This window comes from Undibacterium sp. Ji42W (genome assembly GCF_049340405.1).
Classification (GTDB): Bacteria; Pseudomonadota; Gammaproteobacteria; order Burkholderiales; family Burkholderiaceae_D; genus Undibacterium.
Genome location: NZ_JBMPOV010000007.1, coordinates 314,783 through 327,723, shown reverse-complemented (window position 1 = coordinate 327,723; position 12,941 = coordinate 314,783). Strand labels below are relative to the sequence as shown.

The following is a 12,941-nucleotide window of genomic DNA, read 5'->3' as shown; positions in this document are numbered from 1 at the left end:
ATCCATGCCACACATCCTCGCCATCCGTGCCGACATCACCAAACTGCAAGTCGATGCCATCGTCAATGCCGCCAACTCTTCCCTGCTGGGTGGTGGCGGCGTTGATGGGGCTATCCACCGTGCCGCCGGGCCTGAACTGGTGCACGAATGCCGTTTGCTCGGTGGTTGCAAGACTGGCGAGGCCAAGATCACCAAAGCCTATCACCTGCAAGCCAAGCACATCATCCACACCGTGGGCCCGGTCTGGCGCAACGGCACCAACGGTGAAGCTGGTCTGCTAGCCTCGTGCTATTACAACGCCATGCGCATCGCAGCAGAAAAACAACTGACCAGTATCGCTTTCCCCAGCATCAGCACTGGTATTTATGGCTACCCCATAGAACAGGCTGCCCGCATTGCGGTAAGCTATGTACGCTCGGCGCTGACAGACTACCCCTTGCTACAGGAAGTGATTTTCTGTTGCTTCTCGGACAGTGACCTCAAGATTTATGAGGCCGTATTAACTGAATCTGCTGAATCGGCTGAATCGGCTGAACCAGCAAACACGGCACCATGAAAATATACTGACCACAACCAATAAGGCTGAACCCATGCGTTACCTCATCTGCTTGATTACCCTGGCCTGTGCCAGCCAGTTGGCCCTGGCACTGGATTGCAGCAAGGCATCCAACACGCTTGAAATCAATGAATGCGCATCCATAGAACAAAAGAAAGTGGAAGCAAAACTCAATACCGTCTATCAGCGCGTGATGAAGTTCCTCGACAAACAGATTGCTGACGGTGATCTTGACAAGGCATCCAAGACCACGCTCATAGAAGCCCAGCGCGCGTGGATCAAATTCCGTGAGGCGGATTGCAATGCCGTCTATCAGTACCACATTGCAGGCACCATACGCGGCGTGATGTCCATCAGCTGCATGCAAACCCATACTGAGCGGCGTATCAAGGATCTGGAAGAGTATGAAAAGAATTAAAACCTCTGCGCGCCAGTGTCGCACTGCAACTCTGTGATGATACAGTGATGAACAAGATTGACACGCCCGCCGACATTGTTCACTTAAGCAAAAAGAGACAGCGCAATGTCCAGGAGCAAAACCGATTAAGCGAATATGGCTTGAAAACCACAGCCACCTATTGGCGAGCACATGCACTTCCCGAGGCCTTGCATGATGCCGGGCTTGCCCACGGTATAGACTGGGGCAATAATAGCATCATCATTGATCTCGATTTTGATGTACCGGGGATACCGGACACGCTGATGGGCACAATATTGAGCCAGCAAGAAAAATTCATCGAGTTTGAAATTGAAACTAGCCAGCAACACCAGCTAATCAACTCCATAGAAGTCTGGCTTGATGTGATTGCACAGACCAATGTTCACGAACACAATCGCGGCACGGGCAGGGGTGCAGGTGCGATGGCCCTGGAGATACGCAGGGAGCTATGCACGCCTGCCGGGTTGCCACCGGCCGACAGCAGCACAACAGAATGTCCTATCCCTGCTTTTTAGCGAGTATGTACACAGAGCAAAGGCGCCCTGCAATCAACCTAAGGCCAAAAGCCAAGACGACCACCAGCAATAAAGGTTTGCCCGGCCCCCACAGAGCACCAGCCATGCCCAGGGACAATGCTGAAGCAAAGCCCATATCAATGTCACTGAAGCGTCGCTCAAGCACAGCTTGACAAGACGGGCAGTCATAGCTCACCCGCCGGACCAGTTTATACCAGCGATGTCTGGTCAACATGGGCGAGGTCAACTGCAAATCAGCACGGCATTGCGGGCAAATATGGCGTTTGAGCATATTTGAATTAGCTAGAACTCATTTCATCAATAGGATGAGTGCGAACAAGACGATTTGGGATGCAGTGCAAGGCGTGACCCGCAGCTAAGGCGTCCGCCTTTGCAAGCGGTGCAACGCAGCAATGCGCCCAAATCGTCAGTTCCCGAAGGGTTTGCCTCATAACGTGTGCTGGACAGCGCAGGACTCGTTGTCAATAGGCAAAGCTATTGACTGCCTCGTCCGCCTTACCAGCCCACGTTATGAGGCAAACGCATCTTACCCTATTGATGAAATGAGTTCTAAATGGCGCGTAGCATGTGTTCGTGGTCCGGCAAAATCAATTTGCCTGCATGGCTACAATTATACATTCCCAATTTGCCCGCCTGCCCTTGCTGCTATCATCCAGACAGCAGACTAAGCAATTTGATCACTAGCCCGGTCGATTGTGTGGCAACGTCTGAGGCATGAAAGATCACCAATAATGAGAGATGAAAAAATAAGATCAACTGAGCACTGGATAAGCACCGAAGCAGGCCAGCTGTATGCCTTTAGCTGGCAACCGACAAACACTGAGGACCATGACAACAAGCCGCCGATTTTGCTACTGCATGATTCCCTGGGCTGCGTAGCTTTATGGCGCACATTCCCTGCCCTGCTGGCTGAGCACAGCGGCAGACAAGTTATCGCTTACGACAGACTGGGCTTTGGACAATCGGATGCGCGTGATGAAGTGCTGAGCCTGGATTTTATTGCGCAAGAAGCCGCAACGTCCTTGCCTCTTCTGCAAACCTGCTTTGGCTTTGAGCACTTCGTGGTCATGGGGCATAGCGTCGGTGGAGGTATGGCAGTGCATTTTGCAGCCCTTTACGCAGATATGTGCGATGCCCTGATCACCGAGTCTGCACAGGCCCTGGTCGAAGACAAAACGCGGGCTGGCCTTATCGAAGCGCAAGTACAGTTCCAGGCCCCAGGCGCATTAGACCGGCTGCGCCGTTACCACGGCGACAAGGCCACATGGGTATTGAACTCATGGATCAATACCTGGCTGTCGCCCGCCTTCGTCAACTGGTCACTGCGAGATGTGCTGCCGCAGGTAACATGCCCTGCCCTGGTACTGCACGGTGAGCATGACGAATATGGATCAAGCGTGCACCCTGAGCAGATTGCAGGGCTGACAACTGGCCCTGCACAACTGGAGATCATCGCTGGTGCACAACATGTGCCGCACAGGGAACAGGAAGACTGGGTGATAAAAAGAGTCTGCCAGTTCCTTGCCAGCTTAAGGTAAATTCAGCAGCGTGGCCGCAGCACACAGCTATGCAGATTCTCATGCAGGTACTCAGCAATACTCATGCATGAGTGCCTGCTGCAACCATTACTCGACACCGTCGCCTAAAACTCATCCCACTCCTCACCTGGCTTACTCGCTGCCTTGGGTACAGCTACCCTTGCCGCTGGCCTGGTGACAGCAGTGACAGACCTGTTGGCGGGTTTTGCCCCAGTGACAACTCTTGATGAACTGGCCAGCGGTTTGCTGGCGGCTTTCTGCGCATCGTCGAGCTTGAACATGCTGATGATTTTCGACAGATGTTCTGCCTGCTCTTGCAGGCTCTCAGCAGCAGCGGCGGCTTCTTCTACCAGTGCGGCGTTTTGCTGCGTCATTTCGTCCATTTGGGTCACGGCGCGGTTGACTTCTTCTATGCCTGAGCTTTGTTCCTGGCTGGCGGCAGTAATCTCACTCATGATGTCGGCAACCTGCTTGACCGAGGTGACAATCTCGCCCATGGTCTGGCCCGCTTCATCGACCAGGCGTGCGCCGGAATCAACCTTGCCTACCGAGTCATCGATCAGCGTTTTGATTTCTTTGGCAGCCGTAGCTGAGCGTTGCGCCAGGTTGCGCACCTCAGATGCGACCACCGCAAAACCACGCCCCTGCTCGCCAGCACGCGCCGCTTCTACTGCTGCATTCAACGCCAGGATATTGGTCTGGAAGGCGATGCCGTCAATGACGCTGATGATATCGACTATCTTGCGTGAACTGTCCTTGATCGACACCATGGTCGTCACGACTTGCGAGACCACTTCACCTCCCTTGCCTGCCACATTGGCAGCAGACGCAGCCAGTTGATTGGCCTGGCGTGCATTGTCCGCATTTTGCCTGACGGTAGAGGTCAATTCTTCCATCGAAGAAGCGGTTTCTTCAAGTGAGCTGGCTTGGCTTTCAGTGCGGGCAGACAGGTCAGCATTGCCCGCTGCAATCTCGCCGGAGGCCAGCCTGACCGAGCCGCTGGTGGCGCGTATATCTATCAACACCGCCGCAATCTTATCGACAAAGCGGTTGAAGGCCTCGCTGATCTGTGCCAGTTCGTCCTTGCCATCAGCAGCCAGGCGGCGGGTCAGGTCACCTTCGCCAGTTGCAATGTCTGCCATGGCATCGCGTACCAGCTCCAGTTTTTTCAGGGCCTGGGCTACCAGTGCTGTCAATACCAGAGCGGCGAGGGCCACCACGATGATGGCGGTAACGGCAGAGGCGCTCAGCATGGCGGTCAGTGCCTGGGTGGCCTCTGCCCTGTCCAACACGGTTGCCAGTAGCCAGTCAGTGCCAGCGATTTTGGTCACGAACAGCATGCCCTCGCGCCCGTTCAGGTGCACGGTGCTGCTGGTCTTGGATGCTTCGGTCGCATTCAAGACCTGGGTGGTCAGGCTGGCATCAAGCTCACTGAGCGGTTTCAGTGTCAGCTTCTCATTCGGGTGGGCAATGATCTTGCCGCTGCCATCCAGCAAAAACGCAAAGCTGGCAGGCGTAGGTTTGATCGAGCCTACATTGCTGGTCACTACGTCAAGCATGACATCGGCGGCGGCCACGGCGGTAATGCTGCCCTTAGCGCCTATGGGGTCGGCAAAGGTCACCACCAGTTTGCCGGTGCTGGCACCGATATAGGGCGCGGTAATGATGGGGCCACCTGCTTCGCTGGCCTTGATATACCAGGGGCGTGCGGTAGGGTCATAGTCGGCCGCGCGTTTGCGGTCTTGCGAGAATACCGCATGCTTGTCGGCAAAGCCTATATAGGCCATGTCAAACACACCGGCCTGCTCACCCGCCTTGAGTGCGCCCAGGGGTTCGGGCAATTCTGCCGCCAGCTTCAGCGAGGCGACTGCTGCCTGCTTGGACTTGACCCATTCGGTAATGGCTGTGGCATGGCTTTCAGACAGTTGCAGTAACTGGCTGTTGAGTGCATCCATGGTGCGCGAACGCGTGGTAAAGAAATTTGCCACCACCATGGCCAGCATGGCGATCACAACGATGGACACACAGATGCTGATGAGCTTCCTGCGTAGCGACGAAAAAAACATACCGGTTCTCCAGTGATGACAAAAGACGGGATATTCAGTGGCAACAGCTCTTGCAGCATAGCACTGATTTTGTCATGCAGTCATCTGGCAAACCCGGCCTGCTGTTATAGCCAGACTGGAAATCATTTTTTCGGGAATCATGTTAACTAATTGCAACGACCATGGAATTGAGAAGAACATGGTGGTCACTTGCATCTGCACGGCTGGGCAGTAGTCTCCCCATTTAGTTGCAAATTGACGACGTTGCCGACAATTAATATGATTAATATCAATGGGCTGGACGCAATTGTTAAATATTTGCATGCATGTTGTTTTACCTATGGGCGCAGGCGTATTCTGGCGAGTCGCATCGCTGCCGCACAGCAACAAGTAATCATATTGCCATTACTTTGCACATGACAGGCTATCTGCAAGGTTTTGATTTCTGGCCCGGTGACTGGTATCTTCAGCTTCTCGCGGGCACGCTGCGTTTGCACATGCCTGATTTGTTGTCTTATTTTTGACTTATTTGTGCGCCAATACGTGTACTTATTGACGAGCTATTGCAGTTTCATCTCGCGCCGTAATATGTTGCAACAATTTTTGGCAAAACTTGTCTGTTGAATACGCTATGCTTAGTCATGGCATCCCCTATCCTGGGTTTTGAATTGCAAGAATGAATGCACTACTCACACCATTGCATGACAGCTATGCGTCAAGAGAGACGGGGGATTTGCTCGCCCTGGGTATCAAGCCTGATCTGGCTGAGCATGAATATGCTGCGGTGGAATCGATACTCTCCGTACGCGGTGTAGATATCAATGCCTTCAGGGAACACCGCCAGCAATACCTGAAAAGTGCCGAGCAGCAAAAACCTGCTGATGACAAGCTGGCCTATATGTCACATCGCCTGGCCGCCCAGCTTATTGATGTGATAGGCATCGCTCTGCTGCTGGCCATGGTGGGTTTGCTGATCACCGTCGCCCTGCCCAATCTGTTCAAGCAGACCAACCGCGCGATCATGATATTGTGGGTGCTTTACCTCTTGTTCAAGGATGGCTTTGACGGACAAAGCCTGGGCAAGCGCATCATGGGCATACGTGTGCTGCAGCGTGACACTGAGCAGCCCTGCAACCTGACGCAATCCTTTGTGCGCAATATCCTGGCATTGACGGTGGTTGACTGGTTGTTCGCGCTCGGCGGCAAGCGACTGCGCCTCGGTGATATGCTGGCGGGTACCAGGGTAGTCAAGGAATAAGCGGCTACCTTACTGGCCGCCTCCCGGTCACATCACTCTGTGAGATCTCTCTACGCATCACAAAAAATTCGTCACATCAAAGCCAACCAGGCTCAGGTTATTTACATTCTTCAATATCCCTACCAGCACAACTTCATCCGGCGTGATGTTGTTGACATCCAGCTGGTTGATCACATACCAGATGCTGGCATCGCCTATGATGTCGGCAGTAATGATGACCATCTTGCTGGCAACAGTGGGGCCAGTGAAGGCCTTGCCTGCACCAAACAGAGCAGCAATCTTTGTCGTGTCCAGCGCATTGCCCTGTACCGTCAGCACATCGCCGTTTACCCAGGCTTTTGGCGTAGTGGCTGCCGCATTGACTGCGGCAATCTTGGTGGTGCCGGTCTTGTTCAGGAAGGCGGAGAAATTCAATACATCCCCCCCCTTGCCTATGGTGAAATTGGTGATGGTATCGACACCGTTGGCAACCGGGGTAATGCCAAAAGCATAGGTATCAACCCCGATGCCACCCTGCATGGTGTCGATACCGCCACCGCCAGTGAAGAAATTCGCGTAATTCGAGCCTATCAGCAAATTATTCGCTTCATCCCCCTTGATGGTAGTGGTCACCGTCACCTTGCCTGCGGACGAGCCGGTCGTCGTGCCAGTGCTGCTGGCAGGCGCGGCAATCAGGCTCAGATCGACATAATCGACCTTCTTGATATCCCCACTGAGCAAGGCCAGCGGCTTGCCGTCCAGCGTCAGCAGATCCTGTCCCAGATCCACGACAAGCGGCGTGGTTAGCGCGCCCTTGCCGCTAAGCAGGTGATTGGTTTCATTGAGCGGGATATCGATGTAATTGATCTGCAGATCAGACTTGACTGCATTGATGATATTGACAACTTTGCCACCAGTGAAAGAGGTATTGTCCAGCGTCACCGTCAGGTTCGTGACATTGTTGATACTGGCATTGGCCGTGGCCTTGCCGCTCAGGGTCAAAGTCGCGGTGGTATCGGTCGTCTTGACCAGGGTGCCGGTCAGGCCTGTGGGTATATTGGTGATTTTGCCCAGGGATGTGCCGACATTACCCTTGAAGGTGTCGCCAGCCAGGGTGAGGATAATGCTGCTGGTGATACTGCCATCATTGAGCTGCTGCTCGACAAATGCCGGGGCTGAATAACTGATGCTGCCTATGGTGGGAGTCACTTCAGACGCCTGCGCCACTTTCAAGACCAGTTGCTCAACATTGGTAGGGGCCGCAGCAGCCTCAGCCGCCGTTGGCATGCGTCCTATCAGGGTGGTATACACCACGCTGGCATACACCTTGGTCGAGGCGGCTATCTTGAATTCTTGCGACTGGGCAAACTGGTTGACGATTTCACCACGCGCCATGCCGTTGGTCATTTGCCCTACCCAGTAATCGCGGCCTGCGGCATCGGCGCCGCGGCCAAGCACATTCTGGTAAATCAGGTCGAGAAACTGGCTATTGGACAAGTTTGCGCCGTATTTGCTGACAAACTCCTCTGATTGCGCAAACACCTGGGCAATCTGGCTATTGCTGCCGCCATTCCTGTGCACGCCCATCCAGAAGGTAAAACCATCGGTATCCGGTATGCGGTTGAAGGCTGCGAGGTAAAGCCGCACGATCTGCTCGGCAACCGGGCTATACTCAGGCGCAATCAAAAAACTGTATTCCACCCCGGCACGGGTGAGCAAACCAGAATCAAGGCGGGACGCATACAAATCTACCGTCTGTTGATCGGGTTGTTTGTCCCAGAGTATCTGGAACAAGCCTGTGACGAATTCTTTATTGGTTTTAGCCATCGTTGCACCTGCACTTATTGCAGCAAATAATCATGGAGAAACAGCAAACATGCCCTGGTGGACTAGTAGTTCACTACTTTACGGCAAACTTTCTCAAAGTTTCAGTGTTTTATCCAACTATCCAGCGTTGTTCACAATCCCATCATGCGAATCGGATAAACTCAGGGTTCTTGCCAGACGGAAAAACCCCTATTTATGCAGTATATGCCAAAAATTTTCGACGCAATTCATACAACAGGCATTAAAAAACCCGCCAGTTCCTATTTTCCGCGCGTGTAATTGATAAAATACAAAACATCCTGCAAGTCATTCACTAGTCAGCCCAGGCCCGGTAGCAAAAAAGCAGAAAGCAAGTCATCATGAAAATAGCTGTCCTCTTCCCTACCCAGACAGAAGCCGCCTTGTTCCAGCGCGAAGGCATCATCACCATCGTCTCTGGCGTAGGGCTCACTGCGACTGCCCATGCGACACTGCGGGCAATCTATGAATACGAACCCGACATGCTCATCATGGCAGGCATCGCCGGAGCTTATCCCCATTCCAGCTTCAAGGTCGGCGATGTGGCACTGGTAGAAAGCGAAGTCGAGGGCGACCTCGGCTTTTTCACGCCCGATGGTTTTACCCACCTCGCCCACCTGCCAATAGACATGGAATTTGAGCGCCGCCATACACTCAGTTGCCCTTTCATCCCGGCAGGCACAGAGTTCGCCCGGGCACGCAGCATGTCCCTGAACGCTGCCATGGCCCACTATGTCGATACAGAATTCGTCGACCTTGAAAACATGGAAGGTGCAGCCTTCTTCTATACCTGCCTGCAGGAAGACCAGCCTTTCCTGGAATTGCGGGCGATATCCAACTTCGTCAATGTCGATAATGATGAATGGGATATGCAGGGCTCGATCAAGGCCATGACTGCGGCCCTGCATCGCTTGCTGGATGACATACAACACTGAGACAGCACTGAACCGACACTGAATTTTATGCACGGACCCGATCCCAAAAACCCTCAGCCCATGCCGGGCTTCCCGCAGGTTTGCTATATCCAGAATACGGTCAGCAATCCCCATATCATCATCGGTGACTTCACCTATTATGATGACCCGGAAGATGCAGAGAATTTCGAGCGCAATGTGCTCTACCATTTCCCCTTCATTGGTGACAAGCTCATCATCGGCAAATTCTGTGCGCTGGCGCGGGGTGTCAAGTTCATCATGAACGGGGCAAACCATCATATGACAGGCATCTCCACCTACCCTTTCCAGATTTTTGGCAATGGCTGGGAGAAAACACCGATGGATCTTGAGTCTCTGCCCTACAAGGGTGACACCATCATCGGTAACGATGTCTGGATAGGGTATGAAGCCCTCATCATGCCGGGTGTGAAGATAGGCAATGGCGCCATCATCTCTTCGCGCTCCGTAGTAGTCGCCGATGTGCCTGCCTACACCATCGTCGGTGGCAATCCAGCCAAACCGATACGCCAGCGCTTTAGCGATGATGTCATCGATACCCTGGAGCAGATCGCCTGGTGGGAATGGCCGGTAGAAAAAATCAGCCACTACATCAGCGTGATCATTGCTGGCGATGTAGGCGCACTCAAAGCCAGCGCCCTGGCTGAATAGCCGCGTCCATTTTTTTATCCATCTATGAAAATTACTGACATTCCCTTTGGCAGAACAGACTGGTCTGCCATAGAAAAAACCGAACATCCCGGCATCACTGGCAAAGCCTATTGGCGTACCTGCAAGTTTGGCGATATCCGTGTACGCATGGTTGAATACACAGCTGGTTACCTTGCTGACCACTGGTGCAGCAAGGGGCATATCCTGCTCTGCCTCGAAGGTGAAATGCACACCGAGCTAGACGATGGCCGCGTGCTGACACTGAAGGCAGGCATGAGTTACCAGGTGGCTGACGGCGCAGAGGCACATCGCTCATCGACGGCAAGCGGGGCAAAGCTGTTCATCGTCGATTAAGCGCAGGGGCCTTGCGATGCGCTATCCAGCCTGCCCTGCATGTCCCGCATGGTATAGTCGCCAGCAGGATAAATTCCATCTATAAAAACACCATAGGGAACAATAATGAATAAAAACCTCGCCCCCACCTTGTTCAGCAGCATGCTGTGCAGCCTCATGCTCGCCAGCAGCCCGGTAGTACAGGCAGCAACAGCAGAGCAGGCCAAAGAGATTGTCGCCATCAAGGCAGGCCGCCTGCTTGATGTTGAAAGTGGCAAGGTCTTGCGTGACCAGCTCATCGTCATCGAAGGCGAGCGCATTATTGCCATCAGCCCCATCGCGAGCACACCTGTTCCTGCCTCTGCCAAACTCATCGACCTGTCCAAATCGACCGTCTTGCCTGGCCTCATCGATGCGCACACCCACCTGACCAGCAACCCGCACCTGCATGGCTACAGCTCCTTGGGAACATCGACGATACGCTCCGCCCTGTATGGCGTACGGGCCGCACGCGATACCCTGCGCGCCGGTTTCACCACCGTGCGCGACGTAGGTTCTGAAGGTTTTTCTGACGTTGCCCTGCGCGATGCCATCAATGATGGCGACTTCCCCGGTCCGCGCATCATGGCGGCTGGTTATGCAATAGGCATCAAGGGTGGCCATTGCGACAATAACCTGCTGCCGCCCGACTACAATGACACCGGCAAGGGCGTGGCCGACGGCCCCTGGGCTGCGCGCACCAAGGTGCGTGAAATGGCCAAGTATGGTGCCGATGTCATCAAAATCTGTGCCACTGGCGGCGTACTCTCCAAAGGCGACTCCCCTGGAGCCCAGCAATATACGCTCGAAGAAATGCAGGCCATCGTGCAGGAAGCCCACAAGCTGGGCCGCAAGGTCGCTGCCCATGCCCATGGTGCCAGCGGTATTGCTGACGCCATCCGCGCAGGGGTCGATTCTGTCGAGCACAGCAGCCTGATTGATGAAGAAGGCATCAAACTCGCCAAAGAACATGGCACATGGCTGGTCATGGACATTTATAATGACGACTATATTCTTGGTGAAGGCGAAAAAGCAGGCTTTTTGCCAGAATCCCTCGCCAAGGAAAAAGAGATAGGCCAAAAACAGCGTGATAATTTCCGCGCAGCCCTGCAAGGCGGTGCCCGCATGGCCTTTGGTTCAGACGCGGGTGTCTATCCGCATGGTGACAATGGCAAGCAATTTTATTACATGGTCAAGTACGGCATGACACCCATGCAGGCCATACAGGCAGCCACCATCAGTGCCGCCGATTTGCTGGGTTTGAAAGAAAAAATCGGCAGCATCAAGGTCGGCAAGTTTGCCGACATCATCGCCGTTGATGCAGACCCGCTGGCGGATGTCACGAGCCTGACGAAAGTAAATTTCGTCATGAAGAGCGGCAAGGTTTACAAGTCATTTTTTTAAGTCAAGACCTCTCAACACCGAGGCACAGAGATGCAGAAAAGATCAGAAGAAAAACACAAACTGTGATTCTTCATTTTAATTTGCATCTCTTTTTTAGAAAGCAGCAATGAATCAAAAACTCAGCATAGATGAATACGACGCACTGGAGCAATTAAGCAAGCTGCCGCGCAACACTAAACCAAATGCCTGCATCAGCCGCAACGCCAAGCGCCTGTGCGGCATCAAGCTCATGACTTACCGCAAAGACGGCACGCTGGAACTGACCGATGCAGGCAGGCAAACCCTGTTCATCAAACAATGCATAGACGGCCTGCGCGCCATTGCCAATGACCCGGACACCACCCTGCCCGGCCCGGTAGCCACCTTCTTGGGCAAGAAGGCGCATGTGGAAGTTAATGCCGAGACTGGCAAGATGACGATTACCCAGCGTGGCATCGAATGTCTGGCAGATATTGATGCGCAGATGGTGCAGGGGAATAAGTAAGAAATGTCGAGGTGACACAATAAGTCGCCGAGATAGGCTTGGTTGGACATGACCATAATCGTGGCGCTCCCACCAAGCATACTTAGCCGCAATAAATAGCATAAATTGAATTCGGCGAAGTGGACATCACACTTAGTCAATGTATCTGATGTGAATAGACATGCGTATGATTGCGTTACGTTAATCTTATCTGCACAGCCTATTTCTAGAAAATCAAATCACTTCGTTCCACCTACCGACCATTATGTTTGAAAAATTTTCTTTGACATTTCCATCTGAAGGCGGCGTAAAAAATATTATTGATGTATCTGTGCTAGTTAAATTTGTCGAAAAAAACTTGGGTGTAAGCGTGCCAGCAGAAGTTGTCGCCTTTTGGGATTGCGTTGGTGCTGGATATCTTGGAGACAGGATTTTATATGTTTACGGGGATGGCACAAATTTGCTGGCCAGAGACTCATTCCAAGAATGGAATAAGAAAGATTTTTGGCAGGCTGTGCACCCGGCACCTCAAAATGGCGGGCCTGTTTTTTTTGCAGAAACCTGCTTTGGTGATCAATTAGGATTCAGGTGGGATGGTGAACGTGCTTTGTATGTACTTTTTTGTGTAGATACGTTCGAAGCTTTTACCATCACAGACAATGGGGCAGATCTTTTTTCCCGTGTTTTAAGCGATAAATATGCGCTTCTGGATGAGCAACGATTTGCAGCCGCGCTCAATAGGCTTGGCCCTCTGCGAACTGGAATGCACTACGCACCAATAGTCAGTCCGATGATTGGCGGATCAAGCGATACTGATAATCTGTGTTTTGAGACGCCCAATGTTCATTTTAGAACAGCGATTGCTACCTATAATACCAAGTAGCCAGTAGGTAGGTGTAGCC

At 52.9% G+C, this 12,941-nt stretch carries 15 protein-coding genes; 12 read left to right on the top strand and 3 right to left on the bottom strand.

What is annotated here, in order from left to right:
- Positions 1-4: 4 nt before the first annotated feature.
- The 3 genes from ACO0LG_RS17495 to ACO0LG_RS17485 are packed head-to-tail and all read left to right on the top strand — an operon-like array spanning position 5 to position 1,510.
- A complete protein-coding gene (locus tag ACO0LG_RS17495; protein ID WP_423028617.1) occupies positions 5-556 on the top strand; it encodes an O-acetyl-ADP-ribose deacetylase in 552 nt (183 codons plus the stop codon).
- 34 nt (positions 557-590) lie between these two features.
- Positions 591-974 (top strand): lysozyme inhibitor LprI family protein, encoded by a 384-nt coding sequence (locus ACO0LG_RS17490; protein WP_423028615.1) that lies wholly within the window; start codon positions 591-593, stop codon positions 972-974.
- Between the two features lie 47 nt (positions 975-1,021).
- Positions 1,022-1,510, top strand: coding sequence for a hypothetical protein (locus ACO0LG_RS17485; RefSeq protein ID WP_423028613.1), 489 nt, complete (start codon positions 1,022-1,024; stop codon positions 1,508-1,510).
- On the opposite strand, the gene ACO0LG_RS17480 is transcribed toward ACO0LG_RS17485, so the two are convergent.
- Positions 1,494-1,802, bottom strand: coding sequence for a hypothetical protein (locus ACO0LG_RS17480; protein WP_423028611.1), 309 nt, complete (start codon positions 1,800-1,802; stop codon positions 1,494-1,496). The genes ACO0LG_RS17485 and ACO0LG_RS17480 overlap by 17 nt on opposite strands.
- Before the next feature lie 460 nt (positions 1,803-2,262).
- On the opposite strand from ACO0LG_RS17480, the gene ACO0LG_RS17475 reads away from it, so the two are divergent.
- Positions 2,263-3,069: an alpha/beta fold hydrolase gene (locus tag ACO0LG_RS17475; protein ID WP_423028609.1), complete on the top strand. Its 807-nt coding sequence runs from the start codon at positions 2,263-2,265 to the stop codon at positions 3,067-3,069.
- 104 nt (positions 3,070-3,173) lie between these two features.
- On the opposite strand, the gene ACO0LG_RS17470 is transcribed toward ACO0LG_RS17475, so the two are convergent.
- The gene (locus ACO0LG_RS17470) at positions 3,174-5,135 is read right to left on the bottom strand and encodes a methyl-accepting chemotaxis protein (RefSeq protein WP_423028607.1); all 1,962 of its coding nucleotides are present in this window, start codon (positions 5,133-5,135) and stop codon (positions 3,174-3,176) included.
- Between the two features lie 305 nt (positions 5,136-5,440).
- On the opposite strand from ACO0LG_RS17470, the gene ACO0LG_RS17465 reads away from it, so the two are divergent.
- Positions 5,441-5,638, top strand: a complete 198-nt coding sequence (locus ACO0LG_RS17465; RefSeq protein ID WP_423028605.1) for a hypothetical protein — start codon at positions 5,441-5,443, stop codon at positions 5,636-5,638.
- Positions 5,639-5,790: 152 nt separating this feature from the next.
- Complete coding sequence (locus ACO0LG_RS17460; RefSeq protein ID WP_423028603.1) at positions 5,791-6,372, top strand: RDD family protein; 582 nt, start codon at positions 5,791-5,793, stop codon at positions 6,370-6,372.
- 57 nt (positions 6,373-6,429) lie between these two features.
- Here ACO0LG_RS17460 and ACO0LG_RS17455 read toward each other — a convergent pair whose 3' ends face one another.
- Entirely contained in the window at positions 6,430-8,178 is a 1,749-nt protein-coding gene (locus ACO0LG_RS17455) for a DUF4214 domain-containing protein (RefSeq protein WP_423028601.1), read from the bottom strand.
- Between the two features lie 359 nt (positions 8,179-8,537).
- Here ACO0LG_RS17455 and ACO0LG_RS17450 point away from each other — a divergent pair, with 359 nt between their 5' ends.
- From ACO0LG_RS17450 to ACO0LG_RS17425, 6 genes are all read left to right on the top strand, one after another.
- Positions 8,538-9,131 carry a hypothetical protein gene (locus tag ACO0LG_RS17450; RefSeq protein ID WP_423028599.1) on the top strand — a complete coding sequence of 198 codons (594 nt, stop codon included), beginning with the start codon at positions 8,538-8,540 and terminating at the stop codon, positions 9,129-9,131.
- Between the two features lie 27 nt (positions 9,132-9,158).
- On the top strand, positions 9,159-9,800 hold the full coding sequence (locus ACO0LG_RS17445; protein ID WP_423028597.1) for a Vat family streptogramin A O-acetyltransferase: 642 nt from the start codon (positions 9,159-9,161) through the stop codon (positions 9,798-9,800).
- A 24-nt stretch (positions 9,801-9,824) separates the two neighbouring features.
- Positions 9,825-10,154, top strand: coding sequence for a DHCW motif cupin fold protein (locus ACO0LG_RS17440; protein WP_423028595.1), 330 nt, complete (start codon positions 9,825-9,827; stop codon positions 10,152-10,154).
- A gap of 105 nt (positions 10,155-10,259) precedes the next feature.
- On the top strand, positions 10,260-11,576 hold the full coding sequence (locus ACO0LG_RS17435; RefSeq protein WP_423028594.1) for an amidohydrolase family protein: 1,317 nt from the start codon (positions 10,260-10,262) through the stop codon (positions 11,574-11,576).
- A gap of 106 nt (positions 11,577-11,682) precedes the next feature.
- Positions 11,683-12,060, top strand: coding sequence for a hypothetical protein (locus ACO0LG_RS17430; RefSeq protein WP_423028592.1), 378 nt, complete (start codon positions 11,683-11,685; stop codon positions 12,058-12,060).
- Positions 12,061-12,304: 244 nt separating this feature from the next.
- On the top strand, positions 12,305-12,922 hold the full coding sequence (locus ACO0LG_RS17425; RefSeq protein WP_423028590.1) for a hypothetical protein: 618 nt from the start codon (positions 12,305-12,307) through the stop codon (positions 12,920-12,922).
- Positions 12,923-12,941 lie beyond the last annotated feature (19 nt).